General features: G+C 30.7%; 18 protein-coding genes, 1 tRNA gene and 1 pseudogene. 6 read left to right on the top strand and 14 right to left on the bottom strand.

What is annotated here, in order from left to right:
* The first annotated feature begins 2 nt into the window (after positions 1-2).
* Together ACIJYH_RS03965 and ACIJYH_RS03970 are read left to right on the top strand one after the other, a co-directional pair.
* On the top strand, positions 3-701 hold the full coding sequence (locus ACIJYH_RS03965; RefSeq protein WP_435162355.1) for an IclR family transcriptional regulator: 699 nt from the start codon (positions 3-5) through the stop codon (positions 699-701).
* A pseudogene (locus ACIJYH_RS03970) lies at positions 701-1,752 on the top strand (AbrB family transcriptional regulator). Before ACIJYH_RS03965 ends, ACIJYH_RS03970 begins: the two are co-directional and overlap by 1 nt.
* Here ACIJYH_RS03970 and ACIJYH_RS03975 read toward each other — a convergent pair.
* On the bottom strand, positions 1,742-2,683 hold the full coding sequence (locus tag ACIJYH_RS03975; protein WP_435162357.1) for a glycosyltransferase family 9 protein: 942 nt from the start codon (positions 2,681-2,683) through the stop codon (positions 1,742-1,744). The pseudogene ACIJYH_RS03970 and the gene ACIJYH_RS03975 overlap by 11 nt on opposite strands.
* Positions 2,684-2,715: 32 nt before the next feature.
* Between ACIJYH_RS03975 and ACIJYH_RS03980 the strand changes: the two genes are divergently transcribed.
* A complete protein-coding gene (locus tag ACIJYH_RS03980; RefSeq protein WP_435162359.1) occupies positions 2,716-3,105 on the top strand; it encodes a DUF6165 family protein in 390 nt (129 codons plus the stop codon).
* On the opposite strand, the gene ACIJYH_RS03985 is transcribed toward ACIJYH_RS03980, so the two are convergent.
* Genes ACIJYH_RS03985 through ACIJYH_RS04020 form a run of 8 tightly spaced genes read right to left on the bottom strand, consistent with a single transcriptional unit; the run spans position 3,095 to position 9,803 of the window.
* Complete coding sequence (locus tag ACIJYH_RS03985) at positions 3,095-3,883, bottom strand: phytanoyl-CoA dioxygenase family protein (protein ID WP_435162361.1); 789 nt, start codon at positions 3,881-3,883, stop codon at positions 3,095-3,097. The genes ACIJYH_RS03980 and ACIJYH_RS03985 overlap by 11 nt on opposite strands.
* A gap of 8 nt (positions 3,884-3,891) precedes the next feature.
* Positions 3,892-4,566, bottom strand: coding sequence for an ABC transporter permease (locus ACIJYH_RS03990; RefSeq protein WP_435162363.1), 675 nt, complete (start codon positions 4,564-4,566; stop codon positions 3,892-3,894).
* The gene (locus tag ACIJYH_RS03995; RefSeq protein WP_435162365.1) at positions 4,566-5,258 is read right to left on the bottom strand and encodes an ABC transporter permease; all 693 of its coding nucleotides are present in this window, start codon (positions 5,256-5,258) and stop codon (positions 4,566-4,568) included. Before ACIJYH_RS03995 ends, ACIJYH_RS03990 begins: the two co-directional genes overlap by 1 nt.
* A gap of 45 nt (positions 5,259-5,303) precedes the next feature.
* Entirely contained in the window at positions 5,304-6,131 is an 828-nt protein-coding gene (locus tag ACIJYH_RS04000; RefSeq protein WP_435162367.1) for a transporter substrate-binding domain-containing protein, read from the bottom strand.
* Between the two features lie 59 nt (positions 6,132-6,190).
* Positions 6,191-7,231 (bottom strand): adenosylmethionine decarboxylase, encoded by a 1,041-nt coding sequence (gene speD, locus ACIJYH_RS04005; RefSeq protein ID WP_435162369.1) that lies wholly within the window; start codon positions 7,229-7,231, stop codon positions 6,191-6,193.
* A gap of 3 nt (positions 7,232-7,234) precedes the next feature.
* Positions 7,235-7,867: a class II aldolase/adducin family protein gene (locus ACIJYH_RS04010; protein WP_435162371.1), complete on the bottom strand. Its 633-nt coding sequence runs from the start codon at positions 7,865-7,867 to the stop codon at positions 7,235-7,237.
* Positions 7,864-8,934, bottom strand: coding sequence for an S-methyl-5-thioribose-1-phosphate isomerase (mtnA, locus tag ACIJYH_RS04015; RefSeq protein WP_435162373.1), 1,071 nt, complete (start codon positions 8,932-8,934; stop codon positions 7,864-7,866). The genes ACIJYH_RS04010 and mtnA overlap by 4 nt, the downstream gene beginning before the upstream one ends.
* Positions 8,931-9,803, bottom strand: coding sequence for an S-methyl-5'-thioadenosine phosphorylase (locus ACIJYH_RS04020; RefSeq protein WP_435162375.1), 873 nt, complete (start codon positions 9,801-9,803; stop codon positions 8,931-8,933). Before ACIJYH_RS04020 ends, mtnA begins: the two co-directional genes overlap by 4 nt.
* 41 nt (positions 9,804-9,844) lie before the next feature.
* Between ACIJYH_RS04020 and ACIJYH_RS04025 the strand changes: the two genes are divergently transcribed.
* The gene (locus ACIJYH_RS04025; RefSeq protein ID WP_435162377.1) at positions 9,845-10,372 is read left to right on the top strand and encodes an adenine phosphoribosyltransferase; all 528 of its coding nucleotides are present in this window, start codon (positions 9,845-9,847) and stop codon (positions 10,370-10,372) included.
* Positions 10,373-10,797: 425 nt separating this feature from the next.
* Here the strand turns inward: ACIJYH_RS04025 and ACIJYH_RS04030 are convergent, their stop codons facing one another.
* On the bottom strand, positions 10,798-17,367 hold the full coding sequence (locus ACIJYH_RS04030; RefSeq protein WP_435162379.1) for an Ig-like domain-containing protein: 6,570 nt from the start codon (positions 17,365-17,367) through the stop codon (positions 10,798-10,800).
* Positions 17,368-17,435: 68 nt separating this feature from the next.
* Between ACIJYH_RS04030 and ACIJYH_RS04035 the strand changes: the two genes are divergently transcribed.
* Positions 17,436-18,662 (top strand): MFS transporter, encoded by a 1,227-nt coding sequence (locus tag ACIJYH_RS04035; protein ID WP_435162381.1) that lies wholly within the window; start codon positions 17,436-17,438, stop codon positions 18,660-18,662.
* Positions 18,663-18,664: 2 nt separating this feature from the next.
* Positions 18,665-19,159, top strand: coding sequence for a hypothetical protein (locus tag ACIJYH_RS04040; protein ID WP_435162383.1), 495 nt, complete (start codon positions 18,665-18,667; stop codon positions 19,157-19,159).
* Positions 19,160-19,385: 226 nt separating this feature from the next.
* On the opposite strand, the gene ACIJYH_RS04045 is transcribed toward ACIJYH_RS04040, so the two are convergent.
* The 4 genes from ACIJYH_RS04045 to ald all read right to left on the bottom strand — a co-directional run bounded on the left by ACIJYH_RS04045 (position 19,386) and on the right by ald (position 23,419).
* A tRNA-Met gene (locus ACIJYH_RS04045) sits at positions 19,386-19,462 on the bottom strand.
* A gap of 67 nt (positions 19,463-19,529) precedes the next feature.
* Positions 19,530-19,739, bottom strand: coding sequence for a hypothetical protein (locus ACIJYH_RS04050; protein WP_435162385.1), 210 nt, complete (start codon positions 19,737-19,739; stop codon positions 19,530-19,532).
* 112 nt (positions 19,740-19,851) lie between these two features.
* The gene (locus tag ACIJYH_RS04055; RefSeq protein ID WP_435162387.1) at positions 19,852-22,296 is read right to left on the bottom strand and encodes a GcvT family protein; all 2,445 of its coding nucleotides are present in this window, start codon (positions 22,294-22,296) and stop codon (positions 19,852-19,854) included.
* Between the two features lie 4 nt (positions 22,297-22,300).
* Complete coding sequence (gene ald / locus ACIJYH_RS04060) at positions 22,301-23,419, bottom strand: alanine dehydrogenase (RefSeq protein ID WP_435098037.1); 1,119 nt, start codon at positions 23,417-23,419, stop codon at positions 22,301-22,303.
* Positions 23,420-23,426 lie beyond the last annotated feature (7 nt).

Here is a 23,426-nt window from a genome sequence, read left to right on the forward strand (position 1 = left end):
TTATGAAATTTAACAAAAATGTTATTGGTGTTGATGCAGTAAACAAAGCCTTAGAAATTCTAAATTGCTTCACTGAAAAAAATGAAGCTTTAACTGTAACCAAAATAGCTAATATTACCGGAGACCACAAAAGTAGAATTTCAAGAATATCTAAATCACTTGAAAATTTTGGATACATTAGAAAAATAAAAAGTGGTGAATTTAAAATTGGTCATACAATCCCAAGATTATTTGAAATTTATGAGAGTAGTTTTAATTTAAAAAATTCTATTAAAGCTGAATTAGATTTAATATCATCCAAAACAAAAGAGACGGCAAGTTTTTTTGTTAGACAAAATGATGTAAGAGTATGTATCCAATCAAGTTCACCCAATAAATCAATAAGACACCAAGAGGTTATTGGAGATAAAAAACCTATAAAGAAAGGTTCAAGTGGTCATGTCTTGTCAGCTTATAATAATTTAGAAATCAAAGATAAAGATAATGTTTTAAAAAATGGATATGCTATGACTTTTGGAGAAAGAGATTCAGAAATGGCATCTATCTCAGTTCCTATATTTAGAAAAAAAAATCAAATTCTTGGTGCATTAACTGTTGCAGGTCATATTTCTAATTTTAATAAAAAAAACTGTATTAGCTTTCTAAATGTTCTTAGATCCTCTAAAGTTAAAATTGAAAAGAATTTAATTCAAACTCAATAATGTTAAAACAAATCAATCAAATTTTCACAATAAAATTTATTTCTGTTTTGATTATTTCTTTTCCTAGTGCAATTATTGCTGATTATTTTAATATTCCTCTAGCTTGGTTTTTGGGCCCAATGATTGTCACATCAATTGCTGCATTATCAGGTTTAAAAATTATCATGCCAAAAATTGTATTAAGCTTTATATTGATAATCTTAGGTTTGCATATTGGAAATTACATTGATCAAAATTTATTTAATCAAATAAGTAATTGGATTTGGACTTCACTAATTATGCTAATCTATATAATAATTAGCATTTTAATTGTTGCTAAATACCTTCAAAAATTTGCAAGTTATGGTGAAAAAGCTTCAATATTTTCAGCAGCTCCCGGTGCATTAGGTCCTCTAATGATTTTAGCTGAAAATGAAAAAACAGATTTATCTCAAGTTGCAACTTCACACTTAATAAGATTGATAATCATAATAACTGTAATTCCATTTATTATAGTAAATAACACTGGCAACGATGTTTTATTAAATGATGACTTCAATTATTTAGGTCAAAATCACTTAAATTTAATTTTACTTATTTTTGCATCGTTATTTTTTATTTTTTTTTTGATAGAATTAGAGTTCCAGCAGCTTTGCTCTCTGGTACATTATTTGCCAGTGGCTTGTTACAAATTACAGATATAGCATCATATAAATTACCAGATGAAACTATAAATTTTTGTCTACTAATCCTTGGTTCTTCGGTTGGGTGTAGATTTGCAGAAAAAACTGTTAAAGAGATAGCTAACAATTCACTTCATAGTATTGTTGCAACAACTATATTGGTGGCTTTGGGATTATTCGCAGCTTATGTTGCAACTTTTTTTGTTGATACAAATATTTTAACTTTAATATTATCTTTTAGTCCTGGTGGAATTTATGAGGTAGCAGTGATAGCAATTGCTTTTGATCTAGATCCAGACTTTGTCGCTTTTCATCATATAATAAGATTACTTTTTATACTTTTCACTGTTCCTATATTTTTAAGAGTATTAGAAAAAATTAAGAAATAATCTCTGACAATCTTTCAAAAACTTTTTCTGCTGATAGTTTAGATAACTCTGGTGCTTGTATTGCTTTAAAGTTTTCTCTTTCAATGCTAACTTTAAAAGGAGTTGTGTGAGATCCAAATAAAGCAATTCCTTTTGATCCTAAATGAGCTGACATATGAGCAGGTCCTGTATCATTTGCAACAACAAATGAACTATCTTTAATTAATGCTGCTAATTGAGAAATGTCTAAAGCTTTACCATTATCTAAAACACAAACTGCATTAATACTTGATGCATCTTCAATTTCATCAGGTCCAGGGGCAATAACTACTTTAAATTTATTTTCTAATTTTTCATTAATTATAGAAATTAAATCATTATAGTAAGGCCATTTTTTTGAGATTAAATGAGGGGAGCAAAAAGGAAAAAGCACAATATATTTTTCCAATTGATGGTAATTCTTTATTTGAGATATATCTGATGGACTCCATGAAAAGTCAGGGGTTAAAGTGTGACTGGTATTAATTCCAGAACTTTTTAATTGATGATCAAATCTAGATAAAACTGAGTCTTTATCGAAATCTTCTTTTGTAGTTCCTTCAGGTAATGTGGTTTCGGTAGATGACCATGTGTCTTTTGTAGCATTAGGAAATAATATTCTTTTATAAAAAGCTGTTCTACTAGAGTTTTGTAGATCATAAACTTTGGTGAATTTATATTTCTTAATATTTCTCATCAATGAATATAAATAGATGAGATTATATTTTGGCAATCTCTTATCCAATATAACGTTAGAAATATGTGGATTTTTTTTAAATAAATCAAAATATGGTTTGGTTGTTAGCAAGTGAACTTCATCATCTTTGTGATATTCAGAAATATCTTGAATTGCCCCACAAGCTTGCGCTATATCACCTAAAGAACCATGTTTAATGATTAAAATATTAGACATATTAATAACAACTTAACATAGTATATTTTTTTATGAATAAAATTCTAGTTGAAGTGTCGGTTGGTGAATTATTAGACAAAATTTCTATCCTAGAAATTAAAAAAGAAAAAATTAAAGATCCTGAAAAAATCAAATTTATATCTAACGAACATTCAATTTTAAAAGATCAGCTCGAAAAAAATGTTAAAACAGATGAAAAATTAAAAAAACTATTTCAGGATTTGAAAGAAATAAATGCAAGGTTATGGGTTATAGAAGACGATAAAAGAGATTGTGAAAAAAATAAAGACTTTGGTGATAAATTTATAAGATTATCTAGAGATGTTCATTTTTTAAATGATGATCGAGCAAAAATTAAACTTGAGATCAATAATCATACTGGATCAATTATTAAAGAGATTAAAGAATATACTAGTTACTAAAAATTTTAGGAAACCAATCTTCACGCATTAAATCACCGGTTTTTAAATTAATTTCATCAAATGGTGGGGACGTGGGTCCTCCTCTATCAATATACCTAACATCATCAGCAATAAATCTCATTGAAAATGCTCTTCGAGATTTAGAACTGTTATTTCCAGTTGAGCCATGTACGGTCTTAAAATTAAACAACACTGCATCACCTAAATTAAGTTCTGGGATTAAAATATTTTTTTCAAATTGTTCTAATGGAGGTAAATCCATAAAAGAGCTATCGTCTTGATACCAAGATCTATTATTAGACCATTTTGTAGGTCTAATTAACTTTTGCCATTTATGAGAACCTAAAATCAATTTAAGGTTATTGTCTTTATCAACTTCATCTAAAGGTATCCAAAAACTTCCTGTATCACTTCCATCAACACAATAATAAGGCATATCTTGATGCCAAGGTGTTTCTTTATGTGTGCCAGGGTCCTTAATAAAAATATGTTCATGAAAAATTTGAGATGATTTAGAATTTGTTGCTTCAGTAACAATCTGAGCTCCAAGTGAATTAAAAATACAATCTTTAAACTCTTCTATTCTTTCCCAATTGCAATAATCCTCAAAAAATCTACCCTTGTTATCATCTACATTCTCTCGTCCATATTTGCTTGGGTTATCTAAAACTTTTTGAAACCCTTTTCTTAATGGCTCTATCCAATCTTTAAAAATGTCTTTTACAATTATAACTCCAAGATTTTGGTAATCTTCAATCTGTTTTTTTGAAAGATGCATTTAAAATTTTATTGGAAACTATATTTTTTTTCTAAATATTTTATTAAATTATGAATCAAAAAAGTCATAAATAAATAAATTCCACCTGCTACAATAAATACTTCTATAGGTTTAAAAGTTGTTGAAATTATATATTTTGCAACTCCTGTTAAATCCATCAAGGTTACAGTACTTGCTAACGATGTCCCTTTCATCATTAAGATTATTTCGTTGCCATAGGCAGGTAATGATTGTCTGATGGCAATTGGAATTTGAATTTTATAAAAAATAATTTTACTTGATATACCTAAACTTTTTCCGGCCTCAATAATACCTGGTTTAATAGTTTGAAATGCTGATCTTAAAATTTCGGATGTATAAGCGCCCGTATTTAATGCAAAAGCTATAATTGCACACCAATAAGGTTCTTTTAAAATTATCCATAAAAATGTTGATCTTAAATACTCAATTTGACCTAAGCCAAAATAAATAATAAAAATTTGAACTAGTAAAGGAGTTCCTCTAAATACATAGGAATAACCATAAGCAAATTGATTAATAAAAATATTCTTATTCATTCTTAAAATTGCAAAAAATAAACCTAAAAACATTCCTATTATCAACGAGACAGATAAGAGTTTTAATGTAATTAAGGTTGCGTTTAATAACTTTGGAAAACTAATAAACATTAAATCAAAATCCATTAATAACCCCTACTGTACTTAGCTTCTAATCTGTTGATTAATTTCATGCTTAAATATGTAAGCAATAAATATAACACGGCAGCAAATGAGTAGAAGAATAATGGATCTCTAGTTGAACCTGCCGCTATATAAGATTGTCTCATAATTTCAACTAGTCCTGTGACTGAGATAAGAGAAGTATCTTTTAAAGTAATCTGCCAAACATTACTTAAGTTAGGAATGGCCAATCTTAACATTTGAGGCAATATTATTTTGTAAAACTGCACAAACCTACTTACGCCTAAAACTTTAGCAGCCTCAAACTGACCTTGATCTATTGATTGTATAGCTCCACGAAAAACTTCAGTTGAATATGCACCAGAGATTATACCAATTGCAACTGAACCAGTAATAAACGCATTAATTTCAATATATTCAAAATATCCAAAAATGGAAGCTACATACATGATTGCACCACTTCCTCCAAAGAAAAATAAGTAAATTACAAGAAGTTCGGGAACACCACGGATTACCGTTGTGTAAAGATTACCAATTAAATTTAAAGATTTATATTTGGATAATTTTAATGGTGTAAATATTAATGCAAAAATAAAACCTATTAACATTGCTGTGACTGAGACAGCTATTGTCATTAAGGTTGCGTAAAATAGTTCATCACCCCAACCAGTTTTTCCAAATGCGAGAAGTTCCATATAGATTGGCGACTATATATTTACAGTCGCCAAATCTTAAATTAATTACATAGATGCGTCAAAACCAAAGTGTTTAATAGCAAGTTTGCTAATAATTCCTTTTTTTCTAGCTTGATCTATAGCAGAGTTAAAATCATTGATTAATTTTGAATCAGATTTTCTAATTCCTACACCAACTCCATTTCCAAATGCTCCTCCAGAAAAGGTAGGTCCAGTTAGCACAACAGCTTTACCAGATTTTTCAGCATAATCTGTGAATGCTACTGCGGCTGCTAATGCAACGTCACATCTTCCAGATGTTAAATCTAAGTTTACCTCATCTTGTGTCTTGTAAGTTCTGACATCAATTTTACCTACATCACCAGATTGTAAAAAATTTTGGTGAATTGTTCCAGTTTGTGTACAAACAGTCTTTCCAGAGAGAGCTCCAGTTAGTGTCTTAAGAGCTTTATCTACATTTGCTCCTCCTAAAGATAGATTAACACCCTCTGGGGTATCTAAATTTTCTAAACTCGACCCTTTCATTACGGCAAGAGAAGCTACTTCATCAGCATAACCTTGTGAAAAACTAATTGTTTTCATTCTTTCTTCGGTTATTGACATTCCAGCCATGATAGCATCAAATTTTTTTCCTGTAAGAGCAGGTATCATTCCATCCCAATCCTGTTCAACAATAGTACAATCATGTTTCATTATAGCACAAAGCTCTTTTGCTAGCTCAACCTCAAAACCTATAAGTTTGCCTGAGGCATCTTTAGAGTTCCATGGAGGATAAGCACCTTCGGTTCCAATTTTTATTTTGTCTGCATAAACATTTCCAGCAACTAATAAAGAAGCCAGAACTGTCAAAATAGTTTTCTTAAATATATTCATTATTTTCTCCTTTAATTTGGAGGAAGTATTTCACAATTTTAAAAATTAAAAAAGAAAAATTAATGGTTAATTGACGAGGAGAAATTCCAAGAACAATCAAAACTAGGTATATAAACTCTAGATAATTTAGTATTTCCAAAATGATGGTTAAATACATTTAGCCAGTTATCAACTTGTTTAGGTTTTTTATCTTGACTGCCTACCTGAGCAGTAATCACACCTTTTGGTTTTAATATTCTAATCATTGAGTCCATATTTTTAGCAGCAAGATCTATACAAAATTGATCATCATTAAGATCAACAAAAATATGATCATAAGTATCGTCCTCAACTGATGTTATGCTTTTAAATGCATCGCCCCACACACATTTAACTGAATTTTTTTCTGTAGCTTTGTTGCCTATATCTCCAAGATGTTTGTTACAAACATCCACAACTTCTGGATCAAGCTCAAACCAGTCTATAAAATTAAAATTTTTAGAAATGCACTCTCTTGCAACACCACCATCACCACCTCCAATGATTGCAGCTCTTTCGTTGTCTTTATTTAAATGAAGACCTGCACCAACAAAAGTTGAGCTGTATAAATGCTCATCAGTTGCAGCAACTTGTATTTCTCCATCAATAAATAATGATTTACCAAATTGTTCTAATTCTAAAATCTCAATATGTTGACCGACTTTTGATTTAAAATCCTCAAGAACATCATTTACCACATATGACTTTTGTAATCCTGGCGAACTATAAATGTCATGATAAAGAGATCTTGTATCTCTATTAAATTCTTTTTTAACAATTCTTTTATGAGCAAATTCTTTTTTTATTATATTAATTGCAACTGATGGGCTAACTTTTCCACAAGTAAAAAAATCAAAACTAATTATCCCTTTTTCAGGAAATGTATGAAAACTAATATGGCTTTCTGCTAATAATGCTAAAATTGTAAAACCTTGAGGCTCAAATTTATATTTAGAAATATTAAGAATTGTTACATCAGCTGCTTTTGCAATATCATTAATAACTTTTTCAAATAAAGAAGGATTGTATTCTTTAGTAGTTCCAATAATGTCTAGAGTTATATGCTCTCCAACTTTAGTCATTAATTATCCTCTCTTATAGTTTTTTGCTTTGGATAATACTTTTTTCATTTCTTTTTTCGAAAGAATTTTAGGCCTACCCAATTTTAGGCTCGTTATATACTGAAGTGATATATTTTCAACCTCTTCAGCTAACTCAAAAGCTTTTGGTAAATTTTCTTCAAATGCAATCTGACCGTGATTACTGATTAAACAAGCTTTTCTGCCTTTTAAAGCTTTTAAAATATTTTTAGACAACTCTCTTGTCCCATAAGTTGCATATTTTGCACATTTAATATCGTGACCTCCTGCCATAGCAACCATGTAATGAAAAGAAGGAATGCTTTTCTTGTGAGCAGCAACAGCCGTTGCATTGGTTGAATGAGCGTGAACTACAGCTTTCGCCTCTTTTTTATTTAGATAAATATCTTGGTGGAATTTCCACTCTGAAGAAGGAATTCCTTTTTTTTTGTCAAAATTTCCTTTAAGTGAAACAAAAACTATATCGTTACCTTTTAATGATGAGTACCTTTTTCCAGATGGAGTAATCAAAAAGCCATCTTTAAATCGAGCAGATATGTTGCCAGATCTTAATGCTGAAAGTTTTTTACTATTAAGCATTTTAGAGTATTTTATAATTTCAGATTTTAAATTTTTCATTTAAATAAATTTTTAAGACCTTCTAATGAAGCTTCACATATGCCTTTTTCTGTGATTAAACCTGTTACATATTTTGCTGGAGTAATATCAAAAGCTAAATTCATCGCTTTACTTTTGCTTGGATAAATTAAAACCTTTTTAATTTCATTATTTTCATCAATCCCCTCTACATGAGATAATTCCTCTGAGTTTCTTTCCTCAATAGGAATATTTTTAGAATCTTTTATATCCCAATCTATTGTAGAGCTAGGAAGAGCAACATAAAAAGGAACGTTGTTATCATATGCTGCTAATGCTTTCAGGTAAGTTCCAATTTTATTGCAAACATCTCCATTAGATAAAGTTCTATCAGTTCCTACAATACACAAATCAACCTCACCTCTTTGCATTAAAATTCCACCTGTATTGTCAGCAATTATAGTATTTGGTATTTCTTCCTCATTTAATTCATAAGAAGTTAAATTTGCACCTTGGTTTCTTGGTCTAGTTTCGTCCACCCAAATATGGACTGGAATACCTTTTTTTTGCGCATGATATATGGGAGAAGTAGCTGTTCCCCAATTAATCGTTGCTAACCATCCGGCATTACAGTGAGTTAAAATATTAACTGTATCTTTCTTCTTATTATAAATTTCTTCAATTATTTTTAACCCATTAATACCTATATTTTCACAAAACTTTTCATCTTCATCACATATTTCTTTAGCTTCCTTTAAAGCTGTATTTAAAATTTTATTACTATTAATCCCTAATAATTTTTTCATCATACGATTTACTGCCCATTGTAAATTTATTGCCGTAGGCCTAGATCTAATCAATTCTTCTGCAATTTTTTTTAAAAATTCATAATCAGTATTTTCTTGAGCGGCTAGAGCTATTCCATAAGCAGCAGTTCCTCCAATAAGAGGTGCTCCTCTTACCTCCATTACTTTAATGGCATTAATTGCGTCTTTAACTGTTTTTAAATTTTTAACAACAAATTGATGTGGAAGCTTAGTTTGGTCAATTATTTTAACAACATCATCTTCATACCAAATAGTTCTATATTCTTTATTTTGAATTTTCATTTAGATAGAGCTCTACCTGCTACTGTTTTAAGTCTATCTAATGTTTTTTTTGTTCTTTTTTCAGGCGCTGTTATTATTGCTACATCTAAACAATTATTTGTTGGGTCTTTTGGATCAATATGATCTTCAAAATTATTAATTAAATTTTTAATCATTACTTTTGCTTTTTCAGCATTTCCTAACAGAACTTTAATAACTTGTTGAACATCAACATTTTCATGATCAGGATGCCAACAATCAAAATCAGTCACCATTGATACTGAAGCATATCTAATCTCAGCTTCCCTCGCTAACTTTGCTTCAGGCATATTAGTCATGCCAATAACATCTGCTTTCCATGATCTGTATAAATTAGATTCTGCTAATGTTGAAAACTGTGGTCCTTCCATAACAATATAAGTTCCGTTTCTTTGATAATCTATATTTGATTTTTTAATTGCAGCCTCACATGCATTCATCAATCCGTTTGACGTTGGGTGAGCCATTGAAACGTGAGCTACAATTTCATCATCAAAAAAAGTTTTTACTCTTGAAAAAGTTCTGTCAATAAATTGATCAACGATAACAAATTTTCCTGGCGGAAGATCTTCTTTTAGCGATCCTACTGCAGAAACAGAAACGATATCTGTTACGCCTAATTGTTTAAGGGCATCAATATTTGCTCTAAAATTAATATTTGAAGGTGAAATAAAATGACCCCTTCCATGTCTTGGTAAAAAATAAACTTCTTTATTATTGTAGTTTGTTTTTAATATTTGATCTGATGGTTTTCCCCATGGAGTATTTAAATCTAGTAATTCTCTATTTTTGAACTCTTCCACATCATAAAGACCACTTCCACCGATTATTGCTAATTTATTAGTTGTCATAAATAAAAATTTAATTATTTATACTTTTATATTTAACTATTATGAATTTAAAAGATTTTATTAGATCTATACCTGATTACCCAAAAAAAGGTATTTTATTTAGAGATATAACTACTTTAATTAAAGATGAAAAAGCTTTTGCAGAAACTATTAATCAAATTGTGGAGAGATCAAAAAAGTACAACTTTACAAAAATTGCAGCAATAGAGTCTAGAGGCTTTGTGTTTGCGTCAGCAGTTTCTTATGTTTTAAAAAAACCATTCATAATGCTAAGAAAAAAAAATAAATTACCTGCCGATGTTCATTCTGTTGATTTTGAACTTGAATATGGAACAGCTACAATTGAAGTTCACAAAGATTCTTTAGATGAAAATGATAGTGTTCTAATTATTGATGATTTAATTGCAACTGGTGGCACTGCTGAAGCAGCTGCTAAACTTGTAGAAATTTCGAAAAGTAAAGTCGCAGCTTTTGTGTTTGTAATTAACTTATTTGATTTAGGTGGATCTGATAATTTAGTGAAAAATAATTATAAAGTTGAAAATTTAATAGATTTTCCGGGACATTAAATGGTAGCGGGAAGTGGGATCGAACCACTGACCTCAGGCTTATGAGTCCTGCGCCATGACCCTGCTCTACTCATCTAGAACAATTACTCCTGTAAATGCTCTCTTTCCTTTCTAGTGATATTGAATCAAATTATAGAATCTTAGTCAAGAACCAATGTCATTGACGCTTATATGGAGCAATAGTGGTACCAGTCCGATTTAAAAATAAAAAGTTTAAGTAACCCCATCCTACCTAAAATTCAAAAAATGTTACTTCTACTCTAGCCTTTAATACTGTATTTGTTTCATTCATAGACCTAAAAAATTTTTCAAAATTTCCAAACCTTTTGGTATGAAGATTTGTTAATTAATCAGGATTAAAGAAGACTGAGGCGTGGCTAAAATTGAAAGGTTTTTATTCATTAGTCTTCTACTTAATTAAACTTTTAAAAAATTTTTTTAACATTAATACCAACATTACTTTCAGAATTAACATTAAAACTATTTTGTAATTCAATATTGTAATTTAAATCCCACCCAGACTTGGATTGCTGATCGTATTGTATTGAAAATTGTGAAGTGTTTTCATTTGTTAAATTGGAATGAAAACTTAGTTCTGCATTTGGTTTAATTAAGTAAGATCCCGCTAAATTCATAGTATTAGTATAACCTGAATCAATTTCTTCATTTCTCTCAAAACTTGCAGTATAGAACATATTTTTTCCAATATCTAAATCTGTTCCAATGGTGACTCTATAATTATCTGATGATTTATTTTCACCTTTATTTGTATAATTAGTATTTGGATATGCTTTATAATAGGAAACTATTGTATCATTTGAGTCGGTACTTCCTCTTCCATATTCAAAACGACTAAATGGTTTAAATTTTAAATTGTTAATTTCATACGAATTATTAATTAGAAAACCCAATGATGATTTACTATTTTCAATTTTCATTTCATTATATTTTAGAGCTGAAATTTTACCATTTTCTAAATATTCATCTAAAATAGTATATCCTAGATCGATTCTTCCATAAGGAGATATATTTAAATCTTTTTTTATAAATTCACCTCCATAGACAATTGATCCAAAAATTTGATTACCATTTCTGTCGCCATTTAAAAATCCTGCTTCATGTTTTCGTTTTGAGTCAATTTTTAAACTACTAATACCTATATTCGTATCAATAAAAGTTTTATTATTAAATGGAAAGGTTGCATAAGAAGATAGGCTAAACATATCTGTTTTTAGGTTAGTGTCAGATGTACCTATATCTACATCATCAAGACCAACTCTAAGTGCAAAACCATACATTCTTCTATTGTTTACTTTTTTATCAACACCAATTGTAATACCCGTTGTTTGAATTTCTTGCAGTGAAGCAAGTGTGGTATTGTCTATTTCACCCAATGTAACGGTACCTTCGCTCCAAAAAGCCCAATTATTGTTAAATAAATCTTTTGTACGATTTATATATTTATCAAAATTTAACGCAGTGGCAATTTCTGTATATTCTTCATCACTAAATTTAATTTTGATTCCTTGTTCAGATAAATTATTAACATCTCTGTTTCTTCTTAACCACTCCATTCTATTCAATACAGCATAAGATGATTGTTCTATAAAACGTTTAGAAGTTTCTCTTTGAGCATCTATTAAAGCAATAACATCCTTTTCATTAAATGGATTTTCTAAATCCTCTTTTAAAAACTCTGCAGTAAAAGTTTTACTTGAAGCTGGAATAACATTATCCGCAAAATCTTCTACCGTTGCACCAATTGCTGCATATATTTTTTGTGCACTTGTAAAATTGCTGACAGGATCAATTGTAATAATAGTTTTTGCAGAATTAATTGTTGCAACAAATGGAATATCAGCTCCATTTTCATCTGTATCTTTTAATGTCATTAAACTTGCAACATCGGAATTTGTTAAAGCTGTGTTATCTAAATTTCGAATTGCCTCACTAAAAGTAAAAGTAATATCTGAATTAACTGCAATAGATGCTGTAATAACAGCTTCAATTTCTACACTAGGTGGCAGTTTATCTGCTGCCGTAAAAGTAGATGATGTTGCGGTTATTGCATTACCATAAGAATCTTCAACTGTAGCTCCAACTGCCACATAAACTGTTTGCTCACTTGAAATATCACTTACTAAATCAATGGTTATAATTGTCTTGTCAGAATTTATAGTGGCATCAAAAGCAATATCTGCCCCAGTTGAATTGCTGTCCTTTAGAGTTATTAAGCTATCAACATTTGTATTATTAATAGCAGAGTTATCAAGTAATCTTACTTCTTCATTAAAGGTAATAATTACATCAGTATCAAGTGCAACTAATGTTGATCCATCTGCTGGATCAAAAGTAACAACTGGAGCCGTTGAATCCGTAACACTAAAAGTGCCTGATGTTGCTGACATTGTATTATTTGATGAATCTTCAAGTGCTTGTATTGCTACACGCACAAACCTACCACTTATAAAATTTTCATCAGGGTTAATGGTTATAATTTTCTTGTCTGAATCAATAGTTGCTGTGAAATCAATAGATGCGTTATCTGATACATACTCAAGTGTAATTAAATTTCCAACATTTGAATTTGTTAACTCAGAGTCATCAGGATTTCTTACTGCTTCATCAAATGTTAGTGTAACATTTGCAGTAATAGGCACACCTGTTGATGTATCTGCTGGATCAAAAGTGACCTCTGGTGCAGTGGAATCAGCTGCCGTAAATGTTATGGAACTTGCACTTATTGCATTGTCTGAAGAGTCTTCTACAGTAGCACCAATTGCCACATACACAACTTGTTCACTCGAAAAACTATTATCTGGCGTTATGGTAATTAATTGTTTTGTGGAATCTATTAATGCCGTAAAACTAATATCAGATCCATTAGTATTAGTTTCTTTTAAAGTAATTAGACTACCAACGTTGGCATCTGTTAAAGATGTATTATCAATATTTCGAACTACTTCATCAAAAGCAATTGTTATATCAGAATTAACGGCAATACCAGTCTCTGAGTCAGCTGGACTAAAAGTTACTGTTGGTGGTGTTGAGTCAGCGGCTGTAAAAGTAATGGATTGAGCTGTTATTGCATTATCTGATGAATCTTCAACTGTTGTTCCAATTGCCACATAAACAACTTGTTCACTAGAAAAATTACTATTAGGATTAATAGTAATAATTTTTTTATCTGAGTTAATTGTAGCGTTAAAACTAATATTATCTCCATCTTCATCTGAATTTTTTAATGTTATCAAGCTATCGACATTAGTGTCGGTTAAAACTGTATTATTTGTATTTCGTATTGCTTCATTAAAAGTAAGAGTAATATTTGAACTAACTGTTACATCAGTATCAGAGTCTGATGGATTAAAAGTAATAGTTGGGGCTACAGTATCAGCAACTGTAAATGTTATAGACGAGTTTGATATTGCATTATTATAACAATCTTCAACGGTTGCACCAATTGCTACATAGACTACTTGACTGCTAGAAAAGTTACTTGAGGGGTTGATCGTTATAACTTTTTTAGTATTATCTATAGTAGCATTAAAAGGTATTCTATTTCCTGAAGAGTTTGTTTTTCTTAAAGTAATTAAACTATCAATATCTGTATCAGCAATATCTGTATCATCAATATGTCTGATAGCTTTATCAAAAGTAATTGTAATATTAGTGTCAACAGCGTTACCTGTACTGTTATCTGAAGGATTAAATGTTAAAGATGGTGGTGAAGTAGGAGCAGCAACAGTAAAGCTTATATTTGATGCGCTTATCGCGTTATTTGAGGAGTCTTCAACAGTAGCCCCAATTGCAACATATACAATTTGTTCACTTGAAAAATCACTATTAGGATTTATCGTAATAATTTTTTTATCAGAGTCGATAGTAGCATCAAAATCAATATTTGAGCCACTAGAGTTATCTTCTTTAAGTGTAATTAGAGTGTCGATATTAGAGTTTGTTAGTTCTGAATTATCTGTATTTCTTATTGCTTCATCAAAGGTAATTGTAATATTGGTGTTATCTGCAATACCAGTTGTACCATCTAAAGGACTAAAAGTTAGAGTTGGTGCTTCAACGTCTGCAGTAGTAAAATTAAGTGTAGTTGTATCTGTTATTCCCACATATGAATTACTAGAACTATCATCAAATGCTGTTGCTTCAATTTTAACATAATAACTTGTAAAACTGTCTAGGGTAGTTGCTGGATTAACAGTAATTTCTGTTGATCCTGAACCTGAAACTTTAGCATTACCAATTGGAATTGATTCTACTTCAAAGTCATCAGATGTTTTATAGATAATAATATTTCCACTTTCAGCATCAACAGCTTCATTGAATGTTAAAACAATATTTGCATCTACAGCAATACCTGTAGCGCCATCAGCTGGAGTAGATGATGATAGGGTTGGTGCACCTATATCTGCTGTTGTAAAATTAAGGGTTGTGGCATCACTAATACCTGCATACGAATTACTCGAGCTATCATCAAACGCGGTAGCAGCTACTTGTACATAATAAGCCGTTGATCCATCTAATGTTGTCGAAGGATTTATTGTTATTGTAGTAGAGCCTGATCCAGATACCTTAGCATCACCAACAGGTATAGACTCCACTTGAGAGTCATCAGAAGATTTATAGATAATTATATTTCCACTTTCAGCATCAACAGCTTCATTGAATGTTAAAACAATATTTGCATCTATAGCAATACCTGTAGCGCCATCAGCTGGTGTAGATGACGATAAGGTTGGTGCATTAACGTCAGCCGTTGTAAAGTTAAGCGAAGTCTTATCATTAATCCCAGCATAAGAATTACTAGAACTATCATCAAAAGCAGTTGCAGCAATTTGAACATAGTAGGCAGTTGAACTGTCTAAAGTTGATGCTGGGTTAATAGTAATTTGAGTTGATCCTGATCCAGAGATTTTAGCATTGCCGACAGGAATTGACTCAACTTCAGAATCATCAGAAGCCTTATAAATAACAATATTACCACTCTCAGCGTCAACAGCTTTACTAAAATTTAGAACAATATTATCATTAACACCTACCTCTGTTGCGCCATCAGTAGGAGTAGACGATGTTAGTGTTGGAACATCAGTATCAACAACAGTAAAAGTTGCATTGGCTGCAGTAATTGCTTGTCCACAAGTTTGATCTTCAACTGTAGCACCTATTGCTACATACACATTTTGTTGGCCTGTAAGATTGCTGTCAGGATTAATAGTAATAACTTTTTTATCAGAATCAATCGTAGCATCAAAAGCAATATCTGCACCGCTTGAATTATTCACTTTTAAAGTGATAAGACTATCAACGTTAGTGTTTGTTAAAGCGCTATCATCTGTGTTACGCATGGCATGATTAAAAGTTAATGTAATGTTTTCTGTAGGTTGAGCATCATTATCAGAGTTGGCAGGATTAAAAGTAACAGTTGGAAGAGTTGTATTCGTTAATGTACCACTACCTGTGGTTGTAGTGCCTGCCACAAAAAGACAAAGCCCACTAGTATTCCAGGTTCCAGAGGAGCTAATTGTAAAATCATTATCAACATCTACGTGGTTTGTAGATTGTGTTCCTGCACTGCCGCTTAAAATAACATTATAAAAATCTTGTGCTTGATCGGTGATACCACCCGAGGTAATGGTTGACGTTCCATCAAAAGTGACTGTACCTGATCTAGATTTAAAAATATCACTATTTGTCCAATTTCCTGCAACATTAATACTTCTATTATTTGAGGAAACATCGAGTGTTCCATCTGTAATTGTTAATGCTCCATCAACATTTAAATTAGCATCAAGGGTGTAAGTTCCAGTACCATTAAAAGTTAGATTGTAATAATTATCACCGTATTCTAAATCATTGTAGGTACCTGATCCATCATAAGTGATTGTTCCAGAGTTTGTATCTTTGTTAGTAATAGTTACTGTTTCATCCCCTTCTAATTGAAGCGTACCATTATTAACTAAAGTAGTCGCTGTCATGTTTAGTCCACTGATATCAAGAATTGCCCCAGAATTAATAGTAAGAGTTTTATCTATACCTACATTCTTTGTAGAAAATGAAACAACGCCAGTTGTATTGGTTATTGTTAAATTTTCAAAACTGGGCCAAGCACCGCTATTATGAGCTATAACATTTTGATTACCGGTTCCATTAAATATCACTGATGTTGAAGCGCTTGTATTGGTAACCTCTCGTCGATTACTACTATTTGCAATATAATTTCCTTTAACATACAGATCATTCCCGTCTACATTCAATATACCTCTATTTAAGGTTATGTTATTAACTTGCATATCCCCATTCATTCTCAGAGTTGTATTTTTATTATTTTTTATTACGTTATAAAAATCCTTACCTGTGCCTGTACCATTTGTTAAAACCTGATAACTAGAATCCCTTGGAGAAAATGTTACCGTACCATTACTGTGCGTGAAAGTTCCATTATTGATAAAACCACCTAGAAATAATGTGTTTTTTGCAGGTGCAATAAAAGTCCCGCCTTCATGAATGTTTAAGCTGGGAAAAATTTTAACTAAAAGTGCATTTGCTGATGAGAGAGTTCCTCCGTCATTAATATGAGACATGCTTTTACTTGCATTTAACGTTGCATCAGTACCAAGAAATAATGTACCCCCATTAATGCTAAAATTTTGTCTTAATGTAAGTATTTGATTATTGGCTACACTAACAGTACCATCGTAGTTATTTTTCAGGATTAGTTTTTGAATAACGTTTCTTGATGTAAGTTCTGCATTACAATCACTACTATCAGCAGTCGCACCAAAAATTGCAACATCATTTTTATTTGGTCTTCTTGCTCCTCCTGGGCCATCTTTTGTGCTTGACCAGTTCGCATTATTGCTAAAATCGTTAGTAACACTACAATCTGAAGCTACCCAGAACTTATCATCAGCTAATAACTCAAAACTTGTAAGAGAAAATAAAATAACAAATAGAATGTTTATTTTTAAATTTTTGAACACATTGTTTTTTATCTCCAAAAGTGCTCATTATGGGTTGCAAATGTCACTAAAATGGTGATGTTCATAGTGTGAAAAAATTAAACTACGGAATGTATGATTTTGCTAATTCTTCTTTTTCAGCCATCATCATAACGTTTATATTTTCTACCTATTTTGCAAGGCAAATTGTTGGTGATGCGCAATTAGGTGCTGCCTACTGGCAATGGACGACAGGAGTTTGTGGTTTATTAATTGCTATAACAGGCCCTTATTTTGGCATCCTAGCAGATAAAAGAAAAAATGGTTTAATAAATTTTTTACGCATATTTACAATCCTATGTATTCTCATAACGTGTTTATTTTGGTTTTCAAAACCAGAAACTAGTTTTATTTTTTACACATTAATAATTTTTTTATGTTCAAATTATTGTTATGAAATTGCGCAAATTTTTTATAATTCACTGTTACAACAAGCATCTGAAAAAAATAAACTTGGCACAACATCAGGCTTAGGTTTTGGGTTAGGGTATTTAGGAACAATTCCAGTATTATTGATTGTGCTTTATTTCTTTGTTTTATCAGACACAGTTTTATTTGATCTTAATAAACAAGAATTTGAAAATATTCGATTCACTGCACTTATTGTTGCTTTGTGGTTTTTTATATTCGCCATTCCTATGCTTTTCTTTTTTAGGGATAAAACTTCTAAAGATATAAAAAAAAATCATTTAAATTTTAAATCTTTAACTCAAATAATTTGGCAAAATAAATTAACTGAAACAGGAAAGTTTTTAATAGCAAGAATGTTATATGCCGATGCGCTTATTGTTCTGATAAGTGGAGGAGGTGTTTATGCAAGTGGTGTATTTGGTTTTAGCTTTGATGAAATTATAAAAATGGCTATTTTTTCAAATATTATTGCTTTTTTAAGTGTAATTGTTGGAGGACATTTAAATGATAAATATTCATCAAAAAATTTAATCTTAATAAGTATAGCAGCATTAACATTGTGTATAATTTATGCTTCATTACTGGCTGTAAGTAAATCGAATTTTTTTGCAGTTGTAATGGTCATTTCTATATTTATTGGAATAATACAAAGTGCTAGTCGTGTAATGATGACATCACTGATTAATGAAGAGCAAGCAGGTAGAAGCTTTGGTTTATTTGCATTTTCTGGTCGAATTACTTCATTTGCTGGCCCTTTATTAGTTGGGACAATGACTTATTACTTTTCTCAGAGAATTGGTCTTTTTTCCAACACTCTACTTTTCGTATTAGGTTTTTATTTCATGTTAAAAGTTAAAAACAAATAATTATGAACTCTAAAAATAAAATAAAAGAAAATGAAAATTTTTCATCAGGTTTCTATGATTGGGCAATTTTTTTAATTAATTTTTATCAGCGAATTAATAAAAGACTAGGCCTAGATTTTGAAAGTTTTATAATATTGCAAGTAGTAGTTAGCTATGATGTATATTTAATAAATAAAAATAAAAAATTATCCTTAGAGTCATTATCTTTTGAATTTGAAAAATCTTCTAATGCAGAGATCTTAAATGACCCAAAGTTAACTGTGACAAGTATTTCATCTTCTTTAAATATGCCTAGAGAAACAGTTAAAAGAAAGGTTTTATTATTACAAAATAAAAATTTTGTAACAATTAATCCCAACAAAACAATTCAAATGGGTGAAAATTATACTAAAATTTTTCCTGATTTTGCATCAGGTACTACTCTTGATTTAGCTCGTTTAATTCAACGATGGGATAGAAAAGATATAGTCAGAAAATTTCTTGATTTAAAAATTTAATTTATTTTGTGTTTTCCAAAAAAAGTCTGTCTTAGGGTTTTGTTTATATAAGGAATTACTTAATAAATACTTTTTTATGAAATTTTCATTCTCTGCATAAGCATTACCAATCAACAACAAGCCCAGAACCACTATCACTAAACGTTGCCATTTAATTTACCTCATTGGAGCATGAGTGGAGCAATTGATATTTGAAAATGTTCAACCTTAAATAAGGCTTAGTTTTTGGTAGCGGGAAGTGGGATCGAACCACTGACCTCAGGCTTATGAGTCCTGCGCTCTAACCAACTGAGCTACCCCGCCGTCATTTATAGATGACTTATAATATAAATCTTTATTGTTTCAATAACCTTTTTAGGTCAGATTTTTGCTAAATAATAAAATAAATAGTTAAAGAACTAATTAGAGCAGCTAAAAAAAATGAAAAAACAATTCTTTTTTTAAAAGCTCTTTTTTTATCTAATCTAACCCTATTAAGTAAAATATTTATGTTAGTTGTTTTAAAGTTATTTTTTTTTAAATTATCGTTTGATGCAATATCAGAATTTAACAAAGTTATTTCTTGATCGTCTTTTTTCACAACACCATTTAAACAGCAATTAGTTATAAATTCAAACTAATTTAAAATCCGCTTTCTTGCACAATTTAAGCTATAATCTTCCAATAATCATGAATTTAAATAAGGATTGAATCTAAATTGATTTATAATTTGATTGTTTTAAAGGTTTAAATAATACTTCAGCTAAATATTTTTGTTTTTCTATTTCAATATATATTTTCTTATCTTTTAATTCATCGTTAGTAAGCTCAGTGTTAATATAACCAAAAGACATGTTTTTATTGTAATTAAATGAATAATTTCCTGATGTAGTTTTTCCAATGATTTTATTATCTACATAAATTGGCTCTTCATGATGCAACAGTGGAAAACCAGGTTTATTTTCTTTTAAAATAAACATTGTAAATCTTCTGTCTATTTTATTTGATTTAATTTTTTCTAAAGCTTTTTTACCAATAAAATCAAAGGGTTTTTTGTAACTAATTGCGAAATTAAGCCCTGCTTGATACTGATTTTCTTCTGGTGAAATATCATGTCCCCAATGTAAAAAACCACTCTCCATCCTCATGGTATCCATAGCATGAGCACCACAATGGGATAATCTGAATTGTTTTCCTATACTTGTAATTAGATTATAAATTTCTTTTGCATCTTTGATTGGAACATAAAGCTCATAACCAAGTTCACCAACATAAGATAGTCTTTGAGCCCAAACATTTATCGATTTTATAGTAATATTTTTACCATATCCAAATTTAAAATTTTCATTTGACAAATCATCTTCACAAATTTTTGATAATAGTTCTCTACTTTTTGGTCCAAATACACCTAAGCAAACTAAGTCATCTGTAATATCCTTAAATTCAACTTTGGATAACAAATGTTTTAAAATATGGGCTTTATCATGTGTTCTAACAGCTGCAGAACTTATTATTCTAAAATGATTTTTGTCTATGCAAACAACCGTTAGATCTGTTTCAATTCCCGCTCCTTCATTAAGCATATGGGTATAAGTGCATTTTCCAATTTCATCTTTAATATTTGCAGTACATAATCTTTGTAATTCTTCATATGCCTTTTCACCTTTAATTTCATATTTTGAGAAAGGTGAAAGCTCAAACAATCCTACATTTTCTATTGTATTTTTACATTCATACTCAACTGATGGATACCAATTTTGATAATTAAAACTATATTTGTAATCTGGTTTAGCATCATCTAACGCATACCACATTGGTCTTTCATACTCACCTGATTGACCAAAACATGCTCCCATTTTTTTTAACTCTTCATGGTATGGAAGTAATCTTTGATCTCTTGAGGTCTTGTGTTGTTTATATGGCCAATGCATATCATACAAATCTCCCAAAGTTTCTGTAACTCTATTCATTATAAATTTTTTAGAAGAATGAAATTTTTGAAATCTTTTAATATCTAATGAATACAAATCTTCATTCATATAACCATTAATCATCCATTCTGCTGTAACTCGCCCCGCTCCACCAGAACTTGCAATGCCAATACTATTAAAACCACAACACGTATAAAGATTGTTAACTTCTGCTGTTTCCCCTAATAAATATTGAGTGTCGGGTGTAAACGACTCTGGCCCTGAAAAAAATTTTCTAACACCTGCTGTTTCTAACATTGGTAATCTTTTAAAAGATTTTTCTAAATAGGGTTCAAAATGATCAAAATCATCTGGAAACTCTCCAAAAGAAAAATCATTAGGGACTATTCCCTTTTCTTTAAATGCATTCTTTGCGCCTGGCTCAAAAATGCCAACGAGCATTTTTCCTGCATCTTCTTTTAAATAAAGACAATCATTATAATCTCTAAGAACTGGTAGATCTTTTGGTAGATCTTTCATTGGTTCAGTTATTATATAAAAATGTTCATTAGGATATAAAGGAACGCTTACACCAATATCCTCTCCAATTTGTCTAGACCACATCCCAGTTGCAAGCACTACATACTCACAATCTATTTTTCCCTCTTTAGTTTCAACACCAGTAATTCTATTGTTTTTTACTAATATTTTAGTCACTGGTGATTTTTCAAATATTTTGACCCCTTCCATTTTTGCAGCCTTAGCCAACACATTTGTAACTCCTACCGGATCTGCCTGACCATCTTCAGGCATATAAACACCACCCAAAATATCTTGATCATTAATTACAGGATATAAATCTTTAACTTTTTGTTTATCTAAAACTTCAACATTTACGTCAAAAAGTTGAGCGGAAGTTGCTTGTCTTAATAATTCTTGAAGTCTTTCTTTTGAACTTGCAACAGTTATTGCTCCATTTTGTTTAAGCCCTGTTGAAAGTTCAGTTTTTTTTTCAAGTTCTTTATAAAGATTAAGTGAATATTTTCTAAGTTTTGTAATTGTAGCAGTTGCACCTAATTGCCCAACCAATCCAGCAGCATGCCAAGTAGTTCCTGATGTTAGTTGATCTCTTTCAAGAAGAACTGTGTCTTTCCAACCAAATTTTGCTAAATGATAAGCAACCGAACATCCAGCAACACCTCCACCAATTACAACAACTTTTGTACTGCTTGGTAAAGCTTTTTCCATTTAATTAGATTTTAATAGCCTCATCTGGTGCAACATAATCATGTCCAAAAACATCTGCTACCGCTTTATATGTTACATGACCTTTGTGAACATTTAATCCAGCCAAAAAGTTTTTATCTTCACCTAAAGCTTTTTGATACCCTTTATTAGCAAGTTTAACTAAAAAAGGTAGAGTTGCATTATTAAGTGCTAGTGTTGAAGTTCTTGGAACTCCTCCTGGCATATTAGCTACACAATAATGAACAACATCATCAACAATATAAGTAGGCTCTCCGTGAGTAGTTGGTTTACTTGTTTCAACACATCCACCTTGATCAATTGCAACATCTACAATAACCGATCCACGTTTCATTAATTTAATCATGTCTCTAGTAACTAATTTAGGAGCTTCAGCACCTGGAATTAAAACACCACCTACTAAAAGATCAGCTTCTGAAACTAATTTATTTAAATCAATTTTATCACTTTGCTCTGGAATTATTTTATCCCCAAACATTTCAACGAGTTGTTTTAATCTTGCTTCAGATTTATCAACAATATGAACTTGGGCTTGCATACCAGTTGCAATAACTGCTGCATTTTCACCTACAACTCCACCACCCAAAATAACAACTTTGCCAGGAGCAACTCCTGGTGCTCCACCTAATAGAAGACCTCTTCCTTTTTGATTCTTCTCCAAACAATGAGCTCCTGCTTGAACAGACATTCTACCTGCAACTGCACTCATTGGTGCAAGTAATGGCAATCTTCCATTATCATCTGTTACAGTTTCATAAGCTATATTTATACTTTTAGATTTGATTAAACCTTCAGTTAATTCTTTTGCAGCAGCAAGATGAAGATAAGTATATACAATTTGATTTTCTCTAATCATATCTACTTCGACTTTTTGCGGCTCTTTAACTTTAACTATAATTTCAGCATCATTGAAAATGTCAGCAGCTGAGTTAGCAATTTTAGCTCCTACACTTGTGTATTGTTCATTTTCAAAGCCAGCTTCGAAACCACCGTTATTTTCTACTATTACTTCGTGACCTTCAGATATCAAAGTTTTTACACTTTCTGGAGTTAATCCAATTCTATGCTCTTGTGGCTTGATTTCCTTAGGTACACCTATTTTCATAACGCTA

Source organism: Candidatus Pelagibacter bacterium nBUS_25 (assembly GCF_051200975.1).
In the GTDB taxonomy this organism is placed as follows: domain Bacteria; phylum Pseudomonadota; class Alphaproteobacteria; order Pelagibacterales; family Pelagibacteraceae; genus Pelagibacter.

Coding starts and splice junctions, on each gene's coding strand:
- ACIJYH_RS03965 (WP_435162355.1), top strand. CDS start 3: ATGAAATTTAACAAAAATGTTATTGGTGTTGATGCAGTAAACAAAGCC.
- ACIJYH_RS03975 (WP_435162357.1), bottom strand. CDS start 2,683: ATGTCTAATATTTTAATCATTAAACATGGTTCTTTAGGTGATATAGCG.
- ACIJYH_RS03980 (WP_435162359.1), top strand. CDS start 2,716: ATGAATAAAATTCTAGTTGAAGTGTCGGTTGGTGAATTATTAGACAAA.
- ACIJYH_RS03985 (WP_435162361.1), bottom strand. CDS start 3,883: ATGCATCTTTCAAAAAAACAGATTGAAGATTACCAAAATCTTGGAGTT.
- ACIJYH_RS03990 (WP_435162363.1), bottom strand. CDS start 4,566: ATGGATTTTGATTTAATGTTTATTAGTTTTCCAAAGTTATTAAACGCA.
- ACIJYH_RS03995 (WP_435162365.1), bottom strand. CDS start 5,258: ATGGAACTTCTCGCATTTGGAAAAACTGGTTGGGGTGATGAACTATTT.
- ACIJYH_RS04000 (WP_435162367.1), bottom strand. CDS start 6,131: ATGAATATATTTAAGAAAACTATTTTGACAGTTCTGGCTTCTTTATTA.
- speD (WP_435162369.1), bottom strand. CDS start 7,231: ATGACTAAAGTTGGAGAGCATATAACTCTAGACATTATTGGAACTACT.
- ACIJYH_RS04010 (WP_435162371.1), bottom strand. CDS start 7,867: ATGAAAAATTTAAAATCTGAAATTATAAAATACTCTAAAATGCTTAAT.
- mtnA (WP_435162373.1), bottom strand. CDS start 8,934: ATGAAAATTCAAAATAAAGAATATAGAACTATTTGGTATGAAGATGAT.
- ACIJYH_RS04020 (WP_435162375.1), bottom strand. CDS start 9,803: ATGACAACTAATAAATTAGCAATAATCGGTGGAAGTGGTCTTTATGAT.
- ACIJYH_RS04025 (WP_435162377.1), top strand. CDS start 9,845: ATGAATTTAAAAGATTTTATTAGATCTATACCTGATTACCCAAAAAAA.
- ACIJYH_RS04040 (WP_435162383.1), top strand. CDS start 18,665: ATGAACTCTAAAAATAAAATAAAAGAAAATGAAAATTTTTCATCAGGT.
- ACIJYH_RS04055 (WP_435162387.1), bottom strand. CDS start 22,296: ATGGAAAAAGCTTTACCAAGCAGTACAAAAGTTGTTGTAATTGGTGGA.
- ald (WP_435098037.1), bottom strand. CDS start 23,419: ATGAAAATAGGTGTACCTAAGGAAATCAAGCCACAAGAGCATAGAATT.